The 19,799-nt window shown below is 66.3% G+C and carries 33 protein-coding genes; 4 read left to right on the top strand and 29 right to left on the bottom strand.

Annotated features, from left to right (window positions below):
• From IBL25_RS10960 to IBL25_RS10945, 4 genes are read left to right on the top strand one after another with little or no spacing between them, the layout of a single operon-like run.
• Positions 1–972, top strand: a complete 972-nt coding sequence (locus IBL25_RS10960) for an ABC transporter permease (RefSeq protein WP_187778581.1) — start codon at positions 1–3, stop codon at positions 970–972.
• Position 973: 1 nt separating this feature from the next.
• The gene (locus tag IBL25_RS10955; protein WP_187778580.1) at positions 974–1,915 is read left to right on the top strand and encodes an ABC transporter permease; all 942 of its coding nucleotides are present in this window, start codon (positions 974–976) and stop codon (positions 1,913–1,915) included.
• Positions 1,916–1,923: 8 nt separating this feature from the next.
• A complete protein-coding gene (locus IBL25_RS10950; protein ID WP_187778579.1) occupies positions 1,924–2,940 on the top strand; it encodes an ABC transporter ATP-binding protein in 1,017 nt (338 codons plus the stop codon).
• A complete protein-coding gene (locus IBL25_RS10945; RefSeq protein ID WP_187778578.1) occupies positions 2,937–3,944 on the top strand; it encodes an ABC transporter ATP-binding protein in 1,008 nt (335 codons plus the stop codon). Before IBL25_RS10950 ends, IBL25_RS10945 begins: the two co-directional genes overlap by 4 nt.
• A 66-nt stretch (positions 3,945–4,010) precedes the next feature.
• Here the strand turns inward: IBL25_RS10945 and IBL25_RS10940 are convergent, their stop codons facing one another.
• The 29 genes from IBL25_RS10940 to rpsJ form a co-directional block, all read right to left on the bottom strand.
• On the bottom strand, positions 4,011–4,652 hold the full coding sequence (locus tag IBL25_RS10940) for a glutathione S-transferase family protein (protein WP_187778577.1): 642 nt from the start codon (positions 4,650–4,652) through the stop codon (positions 4,011–4,013).
• Between the two features lie 14 nt (positions 4,653–4,666).
• Positions 4,667–5,458 (bottom strand): NAD kinase, encoded by a 792-nt coding sequence (locus tag IBL25_RS10935; RefSeq protein ID WP_238940355.1) that lies wholly within the window; start codon positions 5,456–5,458, stop codon positions 4,667–4,669.
• 226 nt (positions 5,459–5,684) lie between these two features.
• Complete coding sequence (rplQ, locus tag IBL25_RS10930; RefSeq protein ID WP_120637999.1) at positions 5,685–6,113, bottom strand: 50S ribosomal protein L17; 429 nt, start codon at positions 6,111–6,113, stop codon at positions 5,685–5,687.
• Positions 6,114–6,140: 27 nt separating this feature from the next.
• Entirely contained in the window at positions 6,141–7,157 is a 1,017-nt protein-coding gene (locus IBL25_RS10925; protein WP_120637998.1) for a DNA-directed RNA polymerase subunit alpha, read from the bottom strand.
• Between the two features lie 28 nt (positions 7,158–7,185).
• Positions 7,186–7,578: a 30S ribosomal protein S11 gene (gene rpsK / locus IBL25_RS10920; protein ID WP_007434887.1), complete on the bottom strand. Its 393-nt coding sequence runs from the start codon at positions 7,576–7,578 to the stop codon at positions 7,186–7,188.
• Between the two features lies 1 nt (position 7,579).
• Positions 7,580–7,957 (bottom strand): 30S ribosomal protein S13, encoded by a 378-nt coding sequence (gene rpsM / locus IBL25_RS10915; RefSeq protein ID WP_187778575.1) that lies wholly within the window; start codon positions 7,955–7,957, stop codon positions 7,580–7,582.
• A 203-nt stretch (positions 7,958–8,160) separates the two neighbouring features.
• Positions 8,161–8,814 carry an adenylate kinase gene (locus IBL25_RS10910; protein ID WP_187778574.1) on the bottom strand — a complete coding sequence of 218 codons (654 nt, stop codon included), beginning with the start codon at positions 8,812–8,814 and terminating at the stop codon, positions 8,161–8,163.
• Between the two features lie 31 nt (positions 8,815–8,845).
• Positions 8,846–10,207: a preprotein translocase subunit SecY gene (gene secY / locus IBL25_RS10905; protein ID WP_187778573.1), complete on the bottom strand. Its 1,362-nt coding sequence runs from the start codon at positions 10,205–10,207 to the stop codon at positions 8,846–8,848.
• 108 nt (positions 10,208–10,315) lie between these two features.
• Entirely contained in the window at positions 10,316–10,807 is a 492-nt protein-coding gene (gene rplO, locus IBL25_RS10900) for a 50S ribosomal protein L15 (RefSeq protein WP_187778572.1), read from the bottom strand.
• A gap of 1 nt (position 10,808) precedes the next feature.
• Positions 10,809–11,006 carry a 50S ribosomal protein L30 gene (gene rpmD / locus IBL25_RS10895; protein ID WP_187778571.1) on the bottom strand — a complete coding sequence of 66 codons (198 nt, stop codon included), beginning with the start codon at positions 11,004–11,006 and terminating at the stop codon, positions 10,809–10,811.
• A complete protein-coding gene (rpsE, locus tag IBL25_RS10890; protein ID WP_187778570.1) occupies positions 10,999–11,613 on the bottom strand; it encodes a 30S ribosomal protein S5 in 615 nt (204 codons plus the stop codon). Before rpsE ends, rpmD begins: the two co-directional genes overlap by 8 nt.
• A 12-nt stretch (positions 11,614–11,625) precedes the next feature.
• Positions 11,626–11,988 (bottom strand): 50S ribosomal protein L18, encoded by a 363-nt coding sequence (gene rplR / locus IBL25_RS10885; RefSeq protein WP_187778569.1) that lies wholly within the window; start codon positions 11,986–11,988, stop codon positions 11,626–11,628.
• Entirely contained in the window at positions 11,989–12,525 is a 537-nt protein-coding gene (rplF, locus tag IBL25_RS10880; protein WP_187778568.1) for a 50S ribosomal protein L6, read from the bottom strand.
• 13 nt (positions 12,526–12,538) lie between these two features.
• Positions 12,539–12,937 (bottom strand): 30S ribosomal protein S8, encoded by a 399-nt coding sequence (gene rpsH / locus IBL25_RS10875; RefSeq protein WP_187778567.1) that lies wholly within the window; start codon positions 12,935–12,937, stop codon positions 12,539–12,541.
• Positions 12,938–12,952: 15 nt separating this feature from the next.
• Positions 12,953–13,258 carry a 30S ribosomal protein S14 gene (gene rpsN, locus IBL25_RS10870; protein ID WP_187778566.1) on the bottom strand — a complete coding sequence of 102 codons (306 nt, stop codon included), beginning with the start codon at positions 13,256–13,258 and terminating at the stop codon, positions 12,953–12,955.
• Between the two features lie 65 nt (positions 13,259–13,323).
• Entirely contained in the window at positions 13,324–13,884 is a 561-nt protein-coding gene (gene rplE, locus IBL25_RS10865; protein ID WP_187778565.1) for a 50S ribosomal protein L5, read from the bottom strand.
• Entirely contained in the window at positions 13,881–14,201 is a 321-nt protein-coding gene (rplX, locus tag IBL25_RS10860) for a 50S ribosomal protein L24 (RefSeq protein WP_187778564.1), read from the bottom strand. The genes rplE and rplX overlap by 4 nt, the downstream gene beginning before the upstream one ends.
• A 2-nt stretch (positions 14,202–14,203) precedes the next feature.
• Positions 14,204–14,572: a 50S ribosomal protein L14 gene (gene rplN / locus IBL25_RS10855; RefSeq protein WP_120637985.1), complete on the bottom strand. Its 369-nt coding sequence runs from the start codon at positions 14,570–14,572 to the stop codon at positions 14,204–14,206.
• Positions 14,573–14,583: 11 nt separating this feature from the next.
• The gene (rpsQ, locus tag IBL25_RS10850; RefSeq protein ID WP_187778563.1) at positions 14,584–14,874 is read right to left on the bottom strand and encodes a 30S ribosomal protein S17; all 291 of its coding nucleotides are present in this window, start codon (positions 14,872–14,874) and stop codon (positions 14,584–14,586) included.
• A 16-nt stretch (positions 14,875–14,890) separates the two neighbouring features.
• Positions 14,891–15,097: a 50S ribosomal protein L29 gene (rpmC, locus tag IBL25_RS10845; protein ID WP_120637983.1), complete on the bottom strand. Its 207-nt coding sequence runs from the start codon at positions 15,095–15,097 to the stop codon at positions 14,891–14,893.
• Positions 15,098–15,101: 4 nt separating this feature from the next.
• Positions 15,102–15,524 (bottom strand): 50S ribosomal protein L16, encoded by a 423-nt coding sequence (gene rplP / locus IBL25_RS10840; protein ID WP_007434871.1) that lies wholly within the window; start codon positions 15,522–15,524, stop codon positions 15,102–15,104.
• 12 nt (positions 15,525–15,536) lie between these two features.
• Complete coding sequence (gene rpsC, locus IBL25_RS10835) at positions 15,537–16,214, bottom strand: 30S ribosomal protein S3 (RefSeq protein ID WP_187778562.1); 678 nt, start codon at positions 16,212–16,214, stop codon at positions 15,537–15,539.
• Position 16,215: 1 nt separating this feature from the next.
• On the bottom strand, positions 16,216–16,620 hold the full coding sequence (rplV, locus tag IBL25_RS10830) for a 50S ribosomal protein L22 (RefSeq protein ID WP_120637981.1): 405 nt from the start codon (positions 16,618–16,620) through the stop codon (positions 16,216–16,218).
• A 6-nt stretch (positions 16,621–16,626) separates the two neighbouring features.
• On the bottom strand, positions 16,627–16,905 hold the full coding sequence (rpsS, locus tag IBL25_RS10825) for a 30S ribosomal protein S19 (RefSeq protein ID WP_007004406.1): 279 nt from the start codon (positions 16,903–16,905) through the stop codon (positions 16,627–16,629).
• 5 nt (positions 16,906–16,910) lie between these two features.
• Positions 16,911–17,744 carry a 50S ribosomal protein L2 gene (gene rplB / locus IBL25_RS10820; protein WP_187778561.1) on the bottom strand — a complete coding sequence of 278 codons (834 nt, stop codon included), beginning with the start codon at positions 17,742–17,744 and terminating at the stop codon, positions 16,911–16,913.
• 4 nt (positions 17,745–17,748) lie between these two features.
• Positions 17,749–18,045 (bottom strand): 50S ribosomal protein L23, encoded by a 297-nt coding sequence (locus IBL25_RS10815; protein ID WP_187778593.1) that lies wholly within the window; start codon positions 18,043–18,045, stop codon positions 17,749–17,751.
• Positions 18,046–18,074: 29 nt separating this feature from the next.
• Positions 18,075–18,695: a 50S ribosomal protein L4 gene (gene rplD, locus IBL25_RS10810; protein ID WP_187778560.1), complete on the bottom strand. Its 621-nt coding sequence runs from the start codon at positions 18,693–18,695 to the stop codon at positions 18,075–18,077.
• A 12-nt stretch (positions 18,696–18,707) separates the two neighbouring features.
• Positions 18,708–19,394, bottom strand: a complete 687-nt coding sequence (rplC, locus tag IBL25_RS10805; RefSeq protein ID WP_187778559.1) for a 50S ribosomal protein L3 — start codon at positions 19,392–19,394, stop codon at positions 18,708–18,710.
• 19 nt (positions 19,395–19,413) lie between these two features.
• Complete coding sequence (gene rpsJ, locus IBL25_RS10800) at positions 19,414–19,722, bottom strand: 30S ribosomal protein S10 (RefSeq protein ID WP_007004401.1); 309 nt, start codon at positions 19,720–19,722, stop codon at positions 19,414–19,416.
• Between the last annotated feature and the right edge of the window lie 77 nt (positions 19,723–19,799).

The following is a 19,799-nucleotide window of genomic DNA, read 5'->3' as shown; positions in this document are numbered from 1 at the left end:
ATGAGCCTTTACCTCGCGCGGCGGCTGCTTCAGGCCGCCCTGGTCATGCTGGCGATGTCCGTCATCGTCTTCGTCGGCGTCTATGCTATCGGCGACCCGGTGGAGATCCTGATCTCCCCCGATGCCGACCAGATGGAGCGTGAGCGCGCCATCAAGGCCCTCGGCCTCGATCTGCCGCTGTGGATGCAGTACCTGTCCTTCCTGGGCAATGCGCTGCGCGGCGACCTCGGCCGCTCCTTCGTCTTCAACGAGCCCGCCCTGCAGCTCATCCTGCAGCGCATGCCGGCGACGCTGGAGCTGGCGCTGGGCGCCACCATCATGGCGCTGATCATCGGCATCCCGCTCGGCCTCTATGCCGGCCTGAAGCCGAAGTCGCCGATCGCCAAGACCATCATGACCGGCTCCATCCTCGGCTTCTCCCTGCCGACCTTCTGGGTGGGCCTGATGATGATCATGGTCTTCGCGGTGCAGCTGGGCTGGCTGCCCTCCACCGGCCGTGGCGAGACCGTGGAAGTGCTGGGCCTGCGCTGGTCCTTCCTGACGCGGGACGGCCTGGCGCACCTCGCCATGCCCGCGCTGAACCTGGCGCTGTTCAAGATCTCCCTCGTCATCCGCCTGACCCGCGCCGGCGTGCGCGAGACCATGCTGATGGACTTCGTGAAGTTCGCCCGCGCCAAGGGCCTGACGAACCAGCGCGTCATCTTCGTGCATGTCTTCAAGAACATCATGATCCCGGTCGTGACCGTGGTGGGCCTGGAGCTGGGCTCCACCATCGCCTTCTCGGTGGTGACGGAAAGCGTCTTCGCCTGGCCGGGCATGGGCAAGCTGATCATCGACAGCATCAACGTGCTCGATCGGCCCGTGATCGTCGCCTACCTGATGATCATCGTGCTGATGTTCATCACCATCAATCTGCTGGTCGATCTCTCCTACTCGGCCCTCGACCCGCGCGTGCGGCTGGAGAACAAGTGACATGAGCGCGAGTTCCCTCCCCCAGGGCGGGCTGCCCACCGCCAGCGTGACCGGCGCACCGGTCAAGGCCGAGACGCCCTTCCGCCGCTTCGTCTCGGAATTCTTTGAAAGCAAGACGGCGGTCTTCGGCCTGGTGGTCTTTGTGCTGGCCGTGGTGGTTGCCCTGCTGGCCCCCTTCATCGCGCCGCAGAATCCCTATGACCTTGCCCAGCTGGACATCATGGATGGCCGGCTGGAGCCGGGCACCCGCAACGGGATGGACACCTTCACCTACTGGCTGGGCACGGATGACCAGGGGCGCGACATGCTCTCCGGCATCATGTACGGCCTGCGCATCTCGCTGGCGGTGGGTGCAGGCTCGGCCATCGTGGCCTGCCTCGTCGGCGCCTCGCTCGGCCTGCTGGCGGCCTATGCGGGCGGCAAGACCGACACGGTCATCATGCGCCTTGTCGACCTGCAGCTCTCCTTCCCGTCCATCCTGGCGGCGCTGATGATCCTGGCCTTCCTGGGCAAGGGCATCATGAACGTGGTGCTGGCGCTGGTGATCGTGGAATGGGCCTATTATGCCCGCACGGTTCGCGGCACCGCGCTGGTGGAACGCCGCCGCGAGTATATCGAGGCCGCGCAGTGCCTGGCGCTGCCGACCTGGCGCGTCATCTTCCGCCACCTGCTGCCCAACTGCCTGCCGCCGCTGATCGTGGTGGGCACCATGCAGGTGGCCCGCGCCATCGCGCTGGAGGCCACCCTCTCCTTCCTCGGCCTGGGCGTGCCCATCACCGAACCCTCGCTGGGCCTGCTGATCTCCAACGGCTACGAGTACATGCTCTCCGGCAAGTACTGGATCAGCTTCTATCCCGGCATCGCGCTGCTGGTGACCATCGTCTCGATCAACCTGGTGGGCGACCACCTGCGCGACGTGCTGAACCCGCGGCTGAAGAAGTAAGAACACGCATGTCCCATTCGACGACGCCCGGCGTGGCTGCCCCCACGCTGGAGGTCCGCAACCTGAAGACGCACTTCTTCACCCGCGCCGGGGTGGTGAAGGCGGTGGACGATGTTTCCTTCACCGTCCGCCGCGGCAAGGTGCTGGGGCTGGTGGGCGAGTCCGGCTCCGGCAAGACCGTCACCGGCTTCTCCATCCTCGGCCTGGTGGATGAGCCCGGCCGCATCACCGGCGGCTCGATCCTGTTCCATGGTCAGGACCTCGCCAAGCTCTCGGAAGAGGAGATGCGGAAGCTGCGCGGCAACCGCATCGCCATGATCTTCCAGGACCCGATGATGACGCTGAACCCGGTCCTGCGCATCGACACGCAGATGATCGAGACGGTTCAGGCGCATGCCAAGGTCTCCAAGGAGGAAGCCCGCCAGCGTGCCCGCGACACACTGGGCATGGTCGGCATCCCCTCTCCCGACGAGCGGCTGAAGGCCTATCCGCACCAGTTCTCGGGCGGCATGCGCCAGCGCGTGGCCATCGCCATCGCGCTGCTGCACCGCCCCGAGCTGATCGTGGCGGACGAGCCCACCACGGCGCTCGACGTGACCATCCAGGCGCAGATCCTGGCCGAGGTGCAGAAGCTCTGCGCCGAGACCGGCACGGCGATGATCTGGATCACCCATGACCTTTCCGTGGTCGCCGGCCTCGCCGACGACATCGCGGTCATGTATGCCGGCCGCATTGTCGAGAAGGGCGAGGTGGCGCCGGTTCTGGACATGCCGCTGCACCCCTATACGGCGGGCCTGATCGGCTCCGTGCCCAGCCGCAACAAGCGCGGCGAGCCGCTGCGGCAGATCCCGGGCATGACGCCGAATATCCTGCGCCTGCCGCCCGGCTGCGCCTTCCGCACCCGCTGCCCCCGCGCCACCGAGGTCTGCCACCAAGACCCGCCCTTCGGCGAGGTGGCCCCTGGCCGTGACGTGCGCTGCTTCCACCCGATGTTTCCCGAGCCTGCCCAGGGAGAAGCCGCATGAGCAGCAGCACCCCCATCATTGAGCTGAAGGGCGTCTCCAAGCGCTTCTCCAAGAAGCTGGACTTCACCGGCAAGCTGCTGAAGAAGCTGGGCGCGCCGATGAAGGAGGAGACGGTGCACGCGGTCGACAATGTCGACCTCACCGTCCACAAGGGCGAGGTGGTCGGGCTGGTCGGCGAATCCGGCTGCGGCAAGTCTACCCTGGGCCGCATGGTGGCCGGCATCATGCCGGCCAGCGACGGCACCATCCGCTGGCATGGCCAGGAGCTCTCCAAACTCAGCGGCGCGGAGGCGCGCCGCGCCAAGCTGCAGACGCAGATGATCTTCCAGGACCCGATGTCCTCGCTCAACCCGCGCATGCGGGTCGCGGATATCATCGGCGAGGCGCCGCTGGTGCATGGCCTGACCAAGCGGGCCGAATACGAGCGCTATGTGGACGAGCAGATGCGCCGCGCGGGCATGGACCCGACCCTGAAGCGCCGCTACCCGCACCAGTTCTCGGGCGGCCAGCGCCAGCGCATCGGCATCGCCCGCGCGTTGGCGGTGCAGCCGGAATTCATTGTCTGCGACGAGTCGGTGGCGGCGCTGGACGTGTCCATCCAGGCGCAGATCCTGAACCTGTTCATGGACCTGCGGCGCGACCTGAACCTGACCTACCTGTTCATCAGCCATGATCTGGGCGTGGTGGAGCATCTCTCCGACCGCGTGGTGATCATGTATCTGGGTCGTGTGGTCGAGGAAGCGCCTTCCGAGGAAGTCTTCGCCCGCCCGAACCATCCCTACACCCAGGCCCTGCTGGCCGAGGTGCCGCGGATCGAGGCACGTAAGAAGAGCTTTGCTGGTGTGAAGGGCGAGATCCCCTCGCCGCTCAACCCGCCCTCGGGCTGCCACTTCCACCCGCGCTGCCCGCATGCCTTCGACCGCTGCAAGGTGGAGCGCCCGGCGCTGAAGAGCATCGCCCCAGGCCACCGGAGCGCCTGCCACCTGAACGACCTGCCCGGCTGATCGCCAGAGGCCGCAGGCCCTACAGGAACCCCGCCGCGCCACCGCGCGGCGGGGTTTTTTCTTGCCTCAGTCCTGCGGCGGCTTGGGGCCGGCGCCGGCACCGGCCAGCGCCTCCTCCGGCCCGGCATCGATAGCCAGCGCCCGCTGCAGCGCCGGCCGCGCCTCGCAGCGCCGGACATAATCGGCCCGCAGCGGCGTGCTGGGGATCAGGTCGAACATCAGTCCCCAGCGCAGCGCCGAGCCCAGCACCACATCGGCGGCCGAGAACTGCTGCCCCAGCAGCCAGGGGCCCTGCGCCAGCCCCGCATCCAGCGTGGACATCACCCGGTCGAAGTCGCCCCAGCCATAAGCCTGAGGATTGCCCTTCCAGCCGCCGTGCCGCTCCACCATGGCCGGCTCCATATAGGCGGAGGGGAAGATCAGCCATTGCAGGTAGCGGCCGCGGTCGGTGTGGTTCAGCGGCGGCGCCAGCCCGGCCTCAGGCATGCGGTCGGCCAGCCAGGCGCAAATGGCGGTGGAATCGGCGATGACGATGGCGCCCTGTTCCAGCACCGGCACCTTCGCCATGGGGTTCAGGGCCAGGAAGGCCGGGTCCTGCTGACCACCGGCATGGATGTCCACCAGCACGCGCTCATAAGCCGCGCCCGCTTCCTCCAGCATCCACAAGGCGCGCAGGGATCGTGTCCTGGGACACCAATGGAGCTTCATGAGATTCCTCCAGATCAGACTGTGAACTGTTCCGCGATGATGCGCTCGGACAGGCCATGGTCGGGGTCAAACAACAGGGTCAGGCGGCTGTTGCGGTCCTCGCGGACCTCTACCGAGCGGATGTCACGCACCTCGACATAATCCGCGACAGCGGCCACGGGGCGCTTGGCCGGCTCCAGGATCTCAAACACCACCACGGCCTCGCTGGGCAGCAAGGCGCCGCGCCAGCGGCGGGGGCGGAAGGCAGAGATCGGCGTCATCGGCAGCAGATTGGCGCCCAGCGGCACGATGGGCCCATGCGCCGAGAGATTGTAGGCCGTGCTGCCAGCCGGGGTGGAGACCAGGATGCCGTCGCAGATCAGCTCCGGCAGCCGTTCCTTGCCATCCACCAGGATGCGGATCTTGGCGGCCTGGCGTGTCTCGCGCAGCAGGTTGACGTCATTGATCGCCAGCGCCTCCTGCCGCGTGCCGTCCCCGGCCACCGTGGTCATGCGCAGAGGATAGAGCGTCGCCGCCTGCGCCGACTGGAGGCGCTGCGGCAGGTTGTCCTCATGATAGGCATTCATCAGGAAGCCGACGCTGCCGCAGTTCATGCCATAAGTCGGCAGGTTGCGGCCAAGGAAGCGGTGCTGGGTTTCCAGCATGAAGCCGTCGCCACCCAAGGCCACCAATACGGCCGCCTGCTCCGGTTCCGGGTCACCGTAAAGGGCCACCAGCCGCTCCCGCGCCGCGCAGGCCACCTCCGTCGGTGCCGCCAGGAAGGCGATGCGGCCCCGGAGATCCGCTGGCAGATCCGGCGTCTCCATGCCCTGCGCGGCCGCGCCCATCAGGGCGGCGGTCATGGCCGATGGTCCGGAAGCGCTGCGAGGCGAGGCATGTTGCAAAGTCTTACCCGGCCGCCGCCGTCCCGCAAGCGGGCTGCCGGTGAAGAGATGGTGCGGTGCAAAGAAAAAGGGGCCGGTGGTTGCCCACCTGCCCCTTTCCCTTAATCCGGTGCTTGGACGCGGGCTGGCCGCATCCGCAGTCCGTGGCTTACGCCGCGTCCTGCTGGCCCTCGGCCTCAACCTCGGCCTTCGGGCCGCTGTCCAGGCCCTTGGCCGCGACATCGCGCTCCACCAGCTCGATCACCGCCATGTCGGCGGCGTCGCCGTAGCGCACGCCGGCCTTCAGGACGCGGGTGTAACCGCCCTGACGGCCCTTGTAGCGCTCCGCGATGGTGGTGAAGAGCTTGGCCACCACCTTCTCATCGCGGATCTGGGCAAAAGCCTGACGGCGGGCATGCAGGTCGCCGCGCTTGCCGAGGGTGATGATGCGCTCCACGTAGGGGCGCAGCTCCTTCGCCTTCGGCAGAGTCGTGGTGATCTGCTCGTGCTTGATCAGGCTGGTCGCCATATTGCGCAGCATCGCAATACGGTGGGTAGAGGTGACGCCGAGCTTCCGGCCGGCAACCCCGTGACGCATGGGTCTATTCCTTCAGGTGGCCGAAAATCAGAACGGCTCTTCGATCTTCTTCGCGAGATCCTCGATATTCTCCGGGGGCCAGCCCGACACGGTCATGCCGAGGGAGAGGCCCATGGAAGCGAGGACTTCCTTGATTTCGTTCAGCGACTTGCGGCCGAAGTTCGGCGTGCGGAGCATTTCCTGCTCGGTCTTCTGAACGAGGTCGCCGATATAGACGATGTTGTCGTTCTTCAGGCAGTTGGCACTGCGAACCGACAGCTCCAGCTCGTCCACCTTGCGCAGCAGGTTGCGGTTGAAGGGCAGGTCGTCCTGCACCTCTTCCACCTTGCGCTCGCGCGGCTCATCGAAGTTGATGAACAGCTGGAGCTGGTCCTGCAGAATGCGCGCGGCGAGCGCGATGGCATCGTCCGGAGCCACCGTGCCGTCCGTCTCCACCGTCATCACCAGCTTGTCGTAGTCGGTGCGCTGGCCCACGCGGGTCGGCTGCACCTGATACGCCACGCGGCGGACAGGGGAATAGATGGCATCGACCGGGATCAGCCCGATGGGGGCGTCTTCCGGGCGGTTCTCGCTGGCCGGGACATAACCCTTGCCGACATCCACCGTCAGCTCCATCGACAGCTTGGCGCCGTCGTCGAGCGTGCAGATGACCATATCCGGGTTGGCGATCTCGATGTCGCCAGTGGTCTGGATCTGGCCGGCGGTGACTTCGCCAGGGCCGGTCGCGGTGAGCTGGAGGCGCTTCGGCCCCTCGCTCTGCATGCGGATCGCCAGGCGCTTGATGTTCAGAACGATGTCGGTGACATCTTCCCGCACACCCTGCAGGCTGGAGAATTCATGCAGCGCGCCGTCGATGCGGATGGCCGTGACGGCGGCACCCTGCAGCGACGACAGAAGGATCCGCCGCAGCGCATTGCCGAGCGTCATGCCGAAGCCGCGCTCCAGCGGCTCCGCCACCACGGTCGCGGTGCGGGACGGCTCCGCGCCCAGCTCGACGTCGAGCTTCTCGGGGCGGATCAGGGAACGCCAGTTGCGCTCGAGCAATGTGGTTGCCTCCTGCAGCCGTGTGCCTTCAGACGCGCCGACGCTTGCGCGGGCGGCAGCCGTTGTGCGGGATCGGCGTCACGTCGCGGATGGCGGTGACGTAGAAGCCGACGGTCTGCAGCGCGCGCAGAGCCGACTCACGCCCCGAACCGGGACCGGACACCATGATCTCCAGCGTCTCCATGCCGTGCTCGCGCGCCTTGCGGCCCGCGTCCTCGGCGGCCACCTGGGCGGCGTACGGGGTGGACTTGCGGCTGCCCTTGAAACCCTGGCTGCCGGCCGAGGACCACGCGATGGCGTTGCCCTGGCTGTCCGTGATGGTGACGATGGTGTTGTTGAAGGAGGCGAGGACGTGGGCCACGCCGGACGCAATATTCTTGCGTTCCTTCTTGCGGGGGCGACCGCTGGGCTGACGGGCCATGTTACTTCGTCACCTTCTTCTTGCCGGCGATCGCCACGGCCTTGCCCTTGCGGGTGCGGGCGTTCGTGTGGGTGCGCTGGCCGCGGACCGGCAGGCCCTTGCGGTGACGCAGGCCGCGATAGCAGGCCATGTCCATCAGGCGCTTGATGTTCATCGCGTTCTCGCGACGCAGGTCGCCTTCGACCCGGTAATCGCGGTCGATCACTTCACGCAGCTTGACGATCTCTTCGTCCGTCAGCTGGTTGACGCGCCGATCCTCGGGGATGCCGAGCTGCTCGCAGATCACCTTCGCATTCGCCGGACCGATGCCGTAGATGTAGCGAAGGGAAATGAGAACGCGTTTGTTGGTGGGGATGTTCACGCCTGCAATGCGCGCCACGTACCTGCTCCCGGAGCCCCTGTGGGCTCCCGTTCGTCCTGCCAGACACCCGTATGGTGCCGACCAAGGTGATCGTCTGCGCCCCGCCCAGGACAACTGATCCAGCACGAAACGCAAACAGCCTCGCGGCCGGGGAAGACCCCGCCCGCAAGAGGCGGCGGTTTAGCCCCCCTGACACAAAAGAGTCAAGGGGGCATGAAACTCTAGCCCGGCTCGCCCAGGATTGCCGCGATCTGCGCCGAGACCTCGTGCATCGCGGCCATGCCGTCGACCTGCTTCAGCTTGCCCTGTGCCTGGTAGTAAGGCAGCAGCGGCGCCGTCTGGCGGTGATAAGCCTCCAGCCGCGCGGCCACCGTCTCGGCCTTGTCGTCGGCGCGGCGGGTGAAGTCGGTGCCGCCGCAGACATCGCAAACGCCGGCAATGCGAGTCGGCTTGAAGCTGTCGTGATAGCCCTCGCCACACTTGGCGCAGGTGAAGCGGCCGGCGATGCGCTCAACCAGCGCGCCGTCATCCACCTTCAGCTCGATCACGTGGTCGAGCTGAAGCCCCTTCTCCCGCAGCATCACATCCAGCGCCTCGGCCTGCGGCGTGGTGCGGGGAAAGCCGTCGAGAATGAAGCCCTTGGCGCAGTCCGGCTTCTCCACCCGCAGCGCCAGCATGGCGGTGATGATGGCGTCCGGCATCAGCTCGCCGCGCTCCATGATGCCCTTGGCCTGCAGGCCAATCTCGCTGCCGCTCTTGACCTCGGCCCGCAGCATGTCGCCCGTCGAGATCTGCGCGATCCCATAACGCTCTTCCAGGCGCTTGGCTTGCGTGCCTTTGCCGGCCCCCGGCGGACCGAGCAGGATCAGGTTCATCGAAGCGTTTCCCTAGCAGGAACCCGCGCGCTCAGCGCACGCGGGGAGCACCGCGACCACCGAGCCGGGACTTGCGAATCAGGCCCTCGTACTGGTGCGCGAAGAGATGAGACTGAATCTGCGCCACCGTGTCCATCGTGACGGAGACGATGATCAGCAGGGAGGTGCCGCCGAAGTAGAAGGGCACGCCATACTGGCTGATCAGGATCTCCGGCAGAAGGCAGACGATGCAGAGGTAGATGGCGCCGACGCCGGTCAGCCGGGTGAGCACGCGGTCCAGGTAATCGGCCGTGGCCTGGCCCGGGCGGATGCCGGGAATGAAGCCGCCATTCTTCTTCAGCTGGTCCGCCGTCTCGGTCGGGTTGAAGACCACGGCCGTATAGAAGAAGGCGAAGAAGATGATCAGCGCCACATAGAGCGCCATATAAGCCGGCCGGCCATGCGCCAGGGCACTGGCAATGGTGGTGACCCAGCTATCGGTCTGCTGGTTGCCCGCGAAACCCGCGAAGGTCGCCGGCAGCAGCAGCAGCGAGGAAGCGAAGATCGGCGGGATGACGCCGGCGGTGTTCAGCTTCAGCGGCAGGTGGGTGTTCTCGCCGCCGAACATGCGGTTGCCGACCTGGCGCTTCGGGTACTGCACCGGGATGCGGCGCTGCGCGCGCTCCATGAAGACCACGAAGGCGATGACGGCCAGCGCGATCAGCAGGAAGGCGATGATGAACAGCGTGGAGAGCGCACCGGTGCGGCCCAGTTCCAGCGTGGCGATGGCCGCCGAGGGCAGGTTCGCCACGATGCCGGCGAAGATGATCAGGCTGATGCCGTTGCCGACGCCGCGCGCCGTGATCTGCTCGCCCAGCCACATCAGGAAGAGCGTGCCGCCCACCAGGGTAACGACGCAGGAGACGCGGAAGAACATGCCGGTCTCGAAGACGGCGCTCTGCCCCAGCGTGCCCCGCATGCTTTCCAGCCCGATGGCAAGCCCCCAGGCCTGGAAGATGGCGATCACCACCGTCAGGTAGCGGGTATACTGGTTGAGCTTCTTGCGCCCGGACTCGCCCTCCTTCTTGAGGGCCTCCAGCGTCGGCACGGCGCTGCTGAGCAGCTGCACGATGATGCTGGCCGAGATGTAGGGCATGATGTTGAGCGCGAAGACCGTCATGCGCCCCAGCGCGCCGCCCGTGAACATGTCGAACATGCCCAGGATGCCGCTGCCATGCTGGCGCAGGATATCGGCCATCACGGTCGCATCCACGCCCGGCACGGGCACATAGGTACCAATGCGGTAGACAATGAGCGCGGCCAGGGTGAACCAGATGCGCTTCTTCAGCTCGGTGGCTTTGGAGAGCACGCCGAGATTGAGGTTGGCTGCGAGCTGCTCGGCGGCGGACGCCATGAGTTCTGACCCTTCAACATGACTGCGGCGCCGGGAGCATGCCCCACGGCGCCGTTGCCAGCCCTTCGATGTAGCACCTAGCGCCCCCGAAGCCGGGGGCGCAAGGCATTACGCCTGGGGCGCTTCTTCCGCGGCGGCCGGGGCCGTCACAGTGACGCTGCCGCCGGCAGCCTGCACCGCAGCGATGGCCGCGGCGGAGGCGCCAGAGACCGTCACGGTGATGGCGCGCTTGATCTCGCCGCGCGCCAGCAGGCGCACGCCGACGACCTTGCCACCGGTCCGCACCAGGCCGGCGGCCTTCAGCGCGTCCTCGGTGATCTCCGTCCCGGTCAAGCGGCCGGATTCCAGCGCCTGCTCCAGCGTGCCGAGGTTGATCGGCGCGTATTCCTTGCGGAACGGATTGACGAAGCCGCGCTTCGGCATACGACGGTAGATCGGGAGCTGACCACCCTCGAAGCCGTTCAGCGAAACGCCGGTACGGGCCTTCTGGCCCTTCACGCCACGGCCGGAGGTCTTACCCTTACCGGAACCGATGCCGCGACCGACGCGCTTGAACTTGTTGCGCGCGCCTTCGTTGTCGCGCAGTTCGTTCAGCTTCATCTTACTTCTCCGTGGTCTCGCCCACCTGGATCAGGTGCGCGACCTTGCGGATCATGCCGCGCACGGCCGGAGTATCCTCCAGCTCACGCGTACGGCGGATCTTGTTGAGGCCGAGACCGATCAGCGTCTCACGCTGACCGGGCTTGCGGCCGATGGGCGACGCGACCTGCGTCACCCGAACGGTCTTCTTCTCAGCCATTGGCCGCAGCCTCCGTGCCGGCTTCGTCCTTGCGGGCGCCCAGCAGGTCGGAAACCTTCTTGCCACGACGCGAGGCCACAGCCCGGGGGCTGGTGCAGCGCGCCAGGGCGGAGAAAGTCGCCTTGACCATGTTGTGCGGGTTCGTGGAACCCGTGCACTTCGCGACAACGTCGCCCATGCCCAGGGTCTCGAACACCGCACGCATCGGGCCACCGGCGATGATGCCGGTACCGGCCGGCGCAGCGCGCAGGATCACCTTGCCCGCGCCGAAGTCACCGACCACGTCATGATGCAGGGTACGACCCTCGCGCATCGGGACGCGGATCATGGTCTTCTTCGCGCGCTCGGTGGCCTTGCGGATCGCCTCCGGCACTTCGCGTGCCTTACCGGCGCCCCAGCCAACCCGGCCCTTCTCATCGCCCACAACAACCAGGGCTGCGAAGGAGAAGCGACGGCCACCCTTCACCACCTTGGCGACGCGGTTGATGGTGACCAGCTTGTCCTTCAGCTCGTCGCCGGGCTCACGCTCGACGTTGCGATCCGGACCACGGCCACGGCCGCGACGGTTCTCACCGTCGCCACCACCGCTCCTCGGTTCACGTGCCATATTCAGTGCTCCTTAGAACGACAGCCCGCCCTCACGGGCGCCGTCCGCCAGGGCTTTCACCCGGCCGTGATACAGATAGGGGCCACGATCGAACACGACCTCGGTCACACCGGCAGCGATGGCGCGCTCGGCCAGCAGCTTGCCGATGGCCGTCGCGGCGTCCTTGTCCGCGCCGGTGCGCAGAGCGTCGCGCTGCGCCTTCTCCAGCGACGAGGCAGCGGCCAGCGTGCGGCCCTGCTTGTCGTCGATGACCTGGGCGTAAATGTGGCGACCCGAGCGGAAGACCGACAGACGGGGCCGGCCGCCGCTCTTGAGACGAAGCTGGAAGCGCAGACGCGCGCGACGGCGGGCCTGCAGAGCGATCTTGTTCGCCATTTACTTCTTCTTCCCCTCCTTCCGGAGGATCGTCTCGTTGTCGTAGCGGATACCCTTGCCCTTGTAGGGCTCAGGACCACGGAAGCCGCGGATCTCGGCGGCCACCTGGCCGACGCGCTGCTTGTCCGCACCCTCGACCTTGACGGCCGTGGGACGCTCGACGGTGATCTTGATCCCGGCCGGAACGGGGTAACGGATCTCGTGGCTGTAACCGAGGTTCAGCACGAGCTCGTTGCCCTGCATCGCGGCGCGGTAGCCGGTGCCGGTGATTTCCATCGACTTGGAGAAGCCGGTGGAAACGCCGATGCACATGCCGTTGATCAGGCTACGGGTGGTACCCCACATGGTGCGGGCGCGGCGATCGGACCCCTTGGGGGAGACCTTCACCTCGTTGCCGGCCACCTCGACCTCGACAACGTCGGTGACGATCGGCAGGGACAGCTCGCCGAGCTTGCCCTTGGCCGTCACGACGCCATCGTTCAGCGAGACGGTGACACCAGCGGGAACGGAGACGGGATACTTGCCGACGCGCGACATTACGACCCCTCCCTCAGAACACGCGGCAGAGGACTTCGCCGCCAACATTGGCAGCGCGGGCCTCATTGTCGCTCATCACGCCGGAAGGCGTGGACAGGATGGAGATGCCGAGTCCGTTGTAGAACTTCTGCAGCTCCTTGATCTTCGTGTAGACGCGCCGGCCAGGCTTGGAGACGCGGGTGATCTCCTTGATGGCGGGCTCGCCTTCCGAATACTTGAGCTCGATGTCCAGCACGGACACGCCCGGGCGCACCTGCTCGGCACGCCAGGCGCGGATATAACCCTCGCGCTTCAGGACCTCGAGAACGTCGGAGCGCAGCCGGCTGGCGGGAGACGTGATGCGGGACTGCCGCGCACGCTGACCGTTGCGGATGCGCGTCAGCATATCGCCGAGCGGATCGGACAGAGACATGGTGTGCCCCCTGCCTTACCAACTGGCCTTAACAAGACCCGGGATCTGGCCATTCGAGGCCAGCTCGCGGAGCATGTTACGGCTCAGCTTGAACTTACGATAATTGGCGCGGGGGCGGCCCGTCAGCTCGCAGCGCAGGCGCACACGGTTCTTCGCACCGTTGCGCGGCAGCTCGGCAAGCTTCAGCGTCGCCTCGAAGCGCTCTTCCACCGGAAGCTCGCGGTTCATCACCACGGACTTCAGGGCGGCGCGCTTGCCAGCGTGCAGCTTCGAGAGGCGCTCGCGGCGCTTGTTCTTCTCGACAGCCGATGTCTTGGCCATGCGGTTCTAATCCTCCGGAACCTGCCCGGTCTGGCCATACTGCCAGCCGGTGCGGTTTTCCAAACTCAGTTGACGAAGGGGAAGTCGAAGGCCTTCATCAAGGCCTTGCATTCCTTGTCCGTCTTCGCCGTCGTGACGAACACGATGTCCATGCCACGGATCGCGTCCACCTTATCATAGCTGATTTCGGGGAACAGGATCTGCTCCTTCAGACCCAGGGCAAAATTGCCCCGGCCGTCGAAGCCCTTCGTGGCCGGCAGGCCACGGAAGTCGCGCATGCGCGGCAGCGCGATCGTCACCAGACGATCGAGAAACTCGTACATGCGGGCACGGCGCAGCGTGACCTTGGTGCCAATGGCCTGGCCTTCACGGATCTTGAAACCCGCAATGGCCTTCTTCGCCTTCGTCTTCACCGGCTTCTGGCCGGCAATGAGCGTCAGCTCGGCGACCGCAACATCAAGCTTCTTCTGGTCGCCGGCGGCTTCGCCGACGCCCATGTTGATGACGATCTTCTCCAGCTTCGGCACTTCCATCGGATTGCCGTAGCCGAATTCTTCCATCAGCTTCTTACGCACCACTTCGGCGTAGTGCGTCTGCAGGCGCGGGAGCTCCTTCGCCTCGCTCATGCGTCGATCACCTCGCCGGAGGGACGCGCCACCCGGACCTTCTTGCCGTCCTCAAGCACCTTGAAGCCGACGCGGGTCGGCTTGCCGGACTTCGGGTCGAGCAGGGCGAGGTTCGAGAGGTCGATGGTCGCCTCCTTCTCCACGATCCCGCCTTCCTGACCCGCACCGCGGGGCTTGGTGTGGCGCTTCACGATGTTGATGCCCTGGACCACCGCGCGGTTATCCTCGGGCAGCACGCGCAGCACTTCGCCGCGCTTGCCCTTGTCCTTGCCCGTCAGGACCTGGACCTGGTCACCCTTCTTGATCTTGGCGGCCATGGTTACAGGACCTCCGGCGCCAGCGAGATGATCTTCATGAACTTGCGCGCGCGCAGTTCACGGACCACCGGGCCAAAGATACGGGTGCCGATCGGCTCGTTCTGCTTGTTGATCAGAACGGCGGCGTTGCGGTCGAAGCGGATGGCCGTGCCATCGCCACGGCGCACCGGATAGGCCGTGCGCACGATCACCGCGCGCTGCACGTCGCCCTTCTTCACCTTACCGCGCGGAATCGCTTCCTTGACGGAGACGACAATGATGTCGCCCACCGACGCGGTACGGCGCTTGGAGCCGCCCAGCACCTTGATGCACTGAACCCGGCGGGCGCCGGAGTTGTCGGCGACCTCCAGGTTGGATTCGACGATAATCATCGATCGCTACCTCAGACCGCAGCCGGCTCGGCAGCGGCGTCGAAGCCGGCCGGCGGGGCCACGGCTTCGCCGTTGCGCTGGACCAGCAGCCAGGTCTTGCGCTTGCTGATCGGACGGCATTCCTCGATGGTCACGAGGTCGCCTTCCTTGCACAGGTTCGCGTCGTCATGCGCGGCGTACTTCTTGGAACGCCGGATGAACTTCTTGTAGAGCGGATGCATGACGCGACGCTCGACAAGAACCGTAATGGTCTTGTCCTGCTTATCGCTCGTCACCCGCCCGGTGAGGACGCGCTTCGGCATTGCCGGGGTCTCCTCGTCAGGCTTTGGCTGCCGAGCGAGACTGCTCGGCCAGCACCGTCTTAACACGGGCGATGTCGCGACGCACCACCTTGATGCGGGAAACCGCTTCAAGCTGACCTGTTGCGCGCTGGAAGCGGAGGTTGAACTGTTCCTTCCGCAGGTCCAGCAACATCGCCTTGAGCTCGTCCGGGGTCTTGCCCCGGACATCCACGATCTTCGTCATTGCCTTAAAGCTCCGCCGCACCCAGGCGGGTGACCAGCTTGGTCTTGATCGGCAGCTTGGCCGCGCCGAGGCTCAGGGCCTCGCGAGCGGTCTCCAGCGGAACGCCGTCGATCTCGAACATGATGCGGCCGGGCTTCACGCGGGCCACCCAGTATTCCGGCGCACCCTTACCAGAACCCATGCGGACTTCCGCCGGCTTCGTGGAGACGGGAACGTCGGGGAAGATGCGGATCCACACGCGGCCGGCGCGCTTCATCGCACGCGTGATCGCGCGGCGGGCCGCCTCGATCTGACGCGCGGTGACACGCTCAGGCTCCAGCGCCTTCAGGCCGTAGGCCCCGAAGGTGAGGCTGAAGCCACCCTTCGCGAGACCCTTGATGCGGCCCTTGTGCGCCTTGCGGAACTTCGTACGCTTCGGACTCAACATGGTGCCAATCCCTTAGCGCTGAGGCGCCTGCTCGGCGGCGCGCTTGTCCTGCGCCATCGGGTCATGGGCCATGATCTCACCCTTGAAGATCCAGACCTTGACACCGCAGGTGCCATAGGTGGTCTTCGCCGTGGCCGTGCCGAAGTCGATATCGGCGCGGAGCGTGTGCAGGGGCACGCGGCCCTCGCGGTACCACTCCATGCGCGCGATCTCGGCCCCGCCCAGTCGGCCACCGCAATTGATGCGGATGCCGCCGGCGCCCAGGCGCATCGCGGACTGCACGGCGCGCTTCATCGCGCGGCGGAAGGCCACGCGGCGCTCCAGCTGCTGCGCGATGCTCTCGGCCACCAGCTGCGCCTCGATCTCCGGCTTGCGGATCTCGACGATGTTCAGCGCCACCTCGGCCCCGGCCAGCTTGGCCAGGTCCTTGCGCAGCACCTCGATGTCGGCGCCCTTCTTGCCGATCACGACGCCCGGACGGGCGGCATGGATCGTCACGCGGGGCTTCTTCGCCGGACGCTCGATGATCACCTTGGAAACGCCGGCGCCCTTCAGGCGGGTCTTCAGCGTGTTCCGCAGCTTGATGTCGTCGTGCAGCAGGCGGGAATAGTCGGCATCGGCGAACCAGCGGGAATCCCAGGTCCGGTTGATGCCGAGCCGCAGCCCGATCGGGTTGACTTTATGGCCCATGTTACGCGGCCTCCTGCTCTGCGGGCGCGGCGTCAGCCTGCGCCTCGGCCACCGTGATCGAGAGATGGCTGAACCACTTCTCGACGCGGGCGGCCTTGCCGCGACCACGCGCCTGGAAGCGCTTCATCACGATGGCGCGGCCCACCTCCACGCGGGACACGACCAGGCGGTCGACGTCCAGCGAGTGGTTGTTCTCGCCATTGGCGATGGCGCTTTCCAGCGTCTTCTTCACCGTGTCGGAGATCCGGCGCTTCGAGAAGGTCAGGATCGCAACCGCGTCCTGCGCCTTCTTGCCGCGGATCAGACCGGCGACCAGGTTCAGCTTGGTGGGCGACACGCGGATGTTCCGCGTGACGGCCTGAGCCTGGGTCTCGGTCAGAGTGCGGGGATGCTTCGGCTTGCTCATGATGCCTTAGCCCCTCTTCGCCTTCTTGTCCGAAGAATGGCCGGTGAAGGTACGGGTCGGCGAGAACTCGCCGAACTTGTGCCCCACCATGTTCTCCGAGACCTGGACCGGGATGAACTTCTTGCCGTTGTAGACACCGAAGGTCAGACCGACGAACTGCGGCAGGATCGTGCTCCGGCGCGACCAGATCTTGATGATCTCGTTGCGGGTGGAGGCACGGGCCGCTTCCGCCTTGTTCAGCAGGTAGCCGTCGACGAACGGCCCCTTCCAGACGCTGCGCGACATCGCGGTCAGCCCTTCGTTACGTTGCGGCGGCGGACAATCAGATTGTCCGTGCGCTTGTTGGTGCGGGTCTTGTAGCCCTTGGTCGGCTTGCCCCACGGCGTCACCGGGTGGCGGCCACCCGAGGTCCGGCCTTCACCACCACCATGCGGGTGGTCGACCGGGTTCATGACAACACCGCGCTGATGCGGCTTGCGGCCGAGCCAGCGGCTGCGACCGGCCTTGCCGACCTGCTGGTTCTGGTTGTCCGGGTTGGACACCGCGCCGATGGCGGCGATGCACTCACCGCGCACCAGGCGCAGCTCACCGGACATCAGCTTGATCTGCGCGTAGCCGGCATCCTTGCCGACCAGCTGGGCATAGGTGCCAGCCGAACGCGCGATCTTGCCACCCGCACCGGGCTTCATCTCGATGTTGTAGATGATGGTGCCGACCGGGATCGCACCGAGCGGCATCGCGTTGCCCGGCTTGATGTCGACCTTCTCACCAGCAACGACCGTGTCGCCCACCTTCAGGCGCTGCGGCGCGATGATGTAGGAAAGCTCCCCATCCTCGTACTTCAGCAACGCCAGGAAGGCCGTGCGGTTCGGGTCGTATTCCAGCCGCTCGACCGTCGCGGGCACATTGAACTTGCGCCGCTTGAAGTCGACGATGCGGTAGGACTGCTTGTGCCCACCCCCACGGAACCGGACGGTGATCCGACCATGATTGTTGCGGCCGCCGGAGTGGCTCTTGCCCTCCGTCAGCTGCTTGACCGGCTTGCCCTTGTGCAGCTCGGAACGATCGATGAGGATCGTGCCGCGCGAGCTCGGGGTGACCGGGTTAAAGTGCTTCAGCGCCATGGCTTTAAGCGAGCCCCGTCGTGAGGTCGATGCTCTGGCCTTCGGCCAGGCGCACGACCGCCTTCTTCCAATCGGAGCGCACGCCCTCACGGCCGCGCACCCGCTTGGTCTTGCCCTTCACCACCGAGGTGTTGACGGACAGAACCGTCACCCCGAACAGCTCCTCGACGGAAGCCTTGATCTCAGGCTTCGTCGCGGTCAGCAGGACCTTGAAGGAGACCTGGCCCTTTTCACCCAGGCCGGCCGCCTTCTCCGTCACCAGCGGCGAGAGGATGGTCTGATACATCATCTCGCGCGACAGGACGGGCTTCTTCGTCTTCGCGGTCTCGCTCACGACAGACGCTCCTTCAGGGCCTCGATGGCCGAGCGGGTGACCGCCAGCACATCATGGTTGAGGATGTCGTAGACGTTCGCGCCGACCGTCGGCAGAACGTTCACGTGCGGCAGGTTGCGCACGGCGCGGCCGAAGCCGTCTTCCACCGCGGCATCCACCACCAGCGCGCTCTTCCAGCCCAGCGCCTTGACCTTGGCGGCCATGGCGGAGGTCTTGGCGTCGGCACCCAGGCTGGCCGTGTCGAGCACGATCAGCTTGCCCTCGGCGGCCTTCTGGCTCAGCGCGCTGATCAGGCCCAGGCGGCGGACCTTCTTGTTCAGCGAATAGCCATGGTCGCGCACGACGGGGCCGTGCACCACACCACCGGTGCGGTACTGCGGCGCGCGCAGCGAGCCCTGACGGGCGTTACCCGTGCCCTTCTGGCGATAGGGCTTCTTGGTCGTGCCAGAAACCTCGCCCATGCCCTTGGCCTTGTGCGTGCCGGCGCGGCGCTTGGCCAGCTGCCAGTGCACAACGCGCGCCATGATGTCGGCACGCGGGGAAGCCGCGAACATTTCGTCGGGCAGATCGATATCGCCCGCCTTGCCGTTATCCAGCGTGATGACCGGAACCTGCATTGCTCTACTTCCTCAGGCCACGGCCGCGGGGAACGGCGCATCGGCATGACGCGCGTGCTTCACCGCGTCGCGCACCAGCACGTAGCCGCCCTTGGCGCCCGGCACCGCGCCCTTCACCATCAGCAGGCCCTTGTCGAGGTCGAAACCCGCGACTTCCAGGTTCTGCGTGGTGATGCGCTCGACGCCGAGATGACCCGCCATCTTCTTGTTCTTGAAGGTCTTGCCCGGGTCCTGACGGTTACCCGTCGAACCGTGGGAGCGGTGCGAGATCGACACGCCGTGCGTGGCTTCCAAGCCGCCGAAGTTCCAGCGCTTCATGGCGCCGGCGAACCCCTTACCCTTGGACGTGCCCGTCACGTCGACGATCTGGCCCTTCACGAAATGATTCGCGGAGAGCTTCGCGCCAACTTCCAGCGCCGCGTCGGAACCGACGCGGAACTCGACAACCTTCTTCGGCGCCTCGACACCCGCCTTGGCGAAGTGACCCTTGTTGGGCTTCGAGACGTTCTTCGGCTTGGCCAGGCCATAGCCCAGCTGCACCGCTTCGTAACCGTCCTTCTCCGCCGTGCGGACGGCCACCACGCGCACCTGGTCCAGGTGCAGCACGGTGACGGGCACGGTGGAGCCGTCGTCATTGAACAGCCGGGTCATGCCCAGCTTCTTGGCGATCAGGCCGGTGCGACCATTCTTCGCGGCCATGGTGATTTACTCCCCGGCCTCAGAGCTTGATCTCGACGTCCACACCGGCCGCCAGGTCGAGCTTCATCAGCGCGTCCACAGTCTGCGGGGTGGGATCGACGATATCGAGCAGGCGCCGATGCGTCCGAATCTCGAACTGCTCACGGCTCTTCTTGTCGACGTGCGGCGAGCGGTTCACGGTGAAACGCTCGATTTCCGTCGGCAGCGGGATGGGCCCACGCACGCGCGCGCCCGTCCGCTTCGCGGTGTTCACGATCTCCCGCGTGCTGCCATCCAGCACGCGGTGATCGAACGCCTTGAGGCGGATGCGGATATTCTGGCTGTCCATTGTCTGGTGCCTATACTTTTCCGCGCCGCTTACGCGCTGATGCTGGCGACGACGCCGGCGCCGACGGTGCGGCCGCC

Origin of the sequence: Pseudoroseomonas ludipueritiae, from assembly GCF_014490445.1 — a bacterium.
Taxonomy (GTDB): domain Bacteria; phylum Pseudomonadota; class Alphaproteobacteria; order Acetobacterales; family Acetobacteraceae; genus Pseudoroseomonas; species Pseudoroseomonas ludipueritiae.
This window is presented reverse-complemented; position numbering and strand designations above follow the sequence as displayed.

What these genes read in the sequence shown, in the direction of transcription:
- rpsC (WP_187778562.1), bottom strand. Translation starts at nt 16,214, where the DNA reads ATGGGCCATAAAGTCAACCCGATCGGGCTGCGGCTCGGCATCAACCGG.
- rplO (WP_187778572.1), bottom strand. Translation starts at nt 10,807, where the DNA reads ATGAAGCTGAACGAACTGCGCGACAACGAAGGCGCGCGCAACAAGTTC.
- IBL25_RS10945 (WP_187778578.1), top strand. Translation starts at nt 2,937, where the DNA reads ATGAGCAGCAGCACCCCCATCATTGAGCTGAAGGGCGTCTCCAAGCGC.
- IBL25_RS10960 (WP_187778581.1), top strand. Translation starts at nt 1, where the DNA reads ATGAGCCTTTACCTCGCGCGGCGGCTGCTTCAGGCCGCCCTGGTCATG.
- rplN (WP_120637985.1), bottom strand. Translation starts at nt 14,572, where the DNA reads ATGATTATCGTCGAATCCAACCTGGAGGTCGCCGACAACTCCGGCGCC.
- IBL25_RS10940 (WP_187778577.1), bottom strand. Translation starts at nt 4,652, where the DNA reads ATGAAGCTCCATTGGTGTCCCAGGACACGATCCCTGCGCGCCTTGTGG.
- rplR (WP_187778569.1), bottom strand. Translation starts at nt 11,988, where the DNA reads ATGGCGAACAAGATCGCTCTGCAGGCCCGCCGTCGCGCGCGTCTGCGC.
- IBL25_RS10955 (WP_187778580.1), top strand. Translation starts at nt 974, where the DNA reads ATGAGCGCGAGTTCCCTCCCCCAGGGCGGGCTGCCCACCGCCAGCGTG.
- rpsH (WP_187778567.1), bottom strand. Translation starts at nt 12,937, where the DNA reads ATGTCTCTGTCCGATCCGCTCGGCGATATGCTGACGCGCATCCGCAAC.
- rpsJ (WP_007004401.1), bottom strand. Translation starts at nt 19,722, where the DNA reads ATGGACAGCCAGAATATCCGCATCCGCCTCAAGGCGTTCGATCACCGC.
- IBL25_RS10950 (WP_187778579.1), top strand. Translation starts at nt 1,924, where the DNA reads ATGTCCCATTCGACGACGCCCGGCGTGGCTGCCCCCACGCTGGAGGTC.
- rplV (WP_120637981.1), bottom strand. Translation starts at nt 16,620, where the DNA reads ATGAGCAAGCCGAAGCATCCCCGCACTCTGACCGAGACCCAGGCTCAG.
- rplC (WP_187778559.1), bottom strand. Translation starts at nt 19,394, where the DNA reads ATGGCCGCGAAGAATGGTCGCACCGGCCTGATCGCCAAGAAGCTGGGC.
- rplD (WP_187778560.1), bottom strand. Translation starts at nt 18,695, where the DNA reads ATGCAGGTTCCGGTCATCACGCTGGATAACGGCAAGGCGGGCGATATC.
- rplF (WP_187778568.1), bottom strand. Translation starts at nt 12,525, where the DNA reads ATGTCGCGCGTCGGCAAGTATCCCGTCTCCGTTCCCGCTGGTGTCACC.
- rpsQ (WP_187778563.1), bottom strand. Translation starts at nt 14,874, where the DNA reads ATGCCGAAGCGCGTCCTCACCGGGCGGGTGACGAGCGATAAGCAGGAC.
- rplQ (WP_120637999.1), bottom strand. Translation starts at nt 6,113, where the DNA reads ATGCGTCACGGGGTTGCCGGCCGGAAGCTCGGCGTCACCTCTACCCAC.
- IBL25_RS10935 (WP_238940355.1), bottom strand. Translation starts at nt 5,458, where the DNA reads ATGGAGACGCCGGATCTGCCAGCGGATCTCCGGGGCCGCATCGCCTTC.
- rplX (WP_187778564.1), bottom strand. Translation starts at nt 14,201, where the DNA reads ATGGCCGCCAAGATCAAGAAGGGTGACCAGGTCCAGGTCCTGACGGGC.
- rpsN (WP_187778566.1), bottom strand. Translation starts at nt 13,258, where the DNA reads ATGGCCAAGACATCGGCTGTCGAGAAGAACAAGCGCCGCGAGCGCCTC.
- rplE (WP_187778565.1), bottom strand. Translation starts at nt 13,884, where the DNA reads ATGAGCGAGGCGAAGGAGCTCCCGCGCCTGCAGACGCACTACGCCGAA.
- rpsS (WP_007004406.1), bottom strand. Translation starts at nt 16,905, where the DNA reads ATGTCGCGCAGCGTCTGGAAGGGGCCGTTCGTCGACGGCTACCTGCTG.
- rpmC (WP_120637983.1), bottom strand. Translation starts at nt 15,097, where the DNA reads ATGACGAAGATCGTGGATGTCCGGGGCAAGACCCCGGACGAGCTCAAG.
- rpsE (WP_187778570.1), bottom strand. Translation starts at nt 11,613, where the DNA reads ATGGCACGTGAACCGAGGAGCGGTGGTGGCGACGGTGAGAACCGTCGC.
- rplP (WP_007434871.1), bottom strand. Translation starts at nt 15,524, where the DNA reads ATGTTGAGTCCGAAGCGTACGAAGTTCCGCAAGGCGCACAAGGGCCGC.
- secY (WP_187778573.1), bottom strand. Translation starts at nt 10,207, where the DNA reads ATGGCGTCCGCCGCCGAGCAGCTCGCAGCCAACCTCAATCTCGGCGTG.
- rpsK (WP_007434887.1), bottom strand. Translation starts at nt 7,578, where the DNA reads ATGGCCCGTCAGCCCAGCGGTCGCCCCCGCAAGAAGGAACGCAAGAAT.
- rpmD (WP_187778571.1), bottom strand. Translation starts at nt 11,006, where the DNA reads ATGGCTGAGAAGAAGACCGTTCGGGTGACGCAGGTCGCGTCGCCCATC.
- rplB (WP_187778561.1), bottom strand. Translation starts at nt 17,744, where the DNA reads ATGGCGCTGAAGCACTTTAACCCGGTCACCCCGAGCTCGCGCGGCACG.
- IBL25_RS10910 (WP_187778574.1), bottom strand. Translation starts at nt 8,814, where the DNA reads ATGAACCTGATCCTGCTCGGTCCGCCGGGGGCCGGCAAAGGCACGCAA.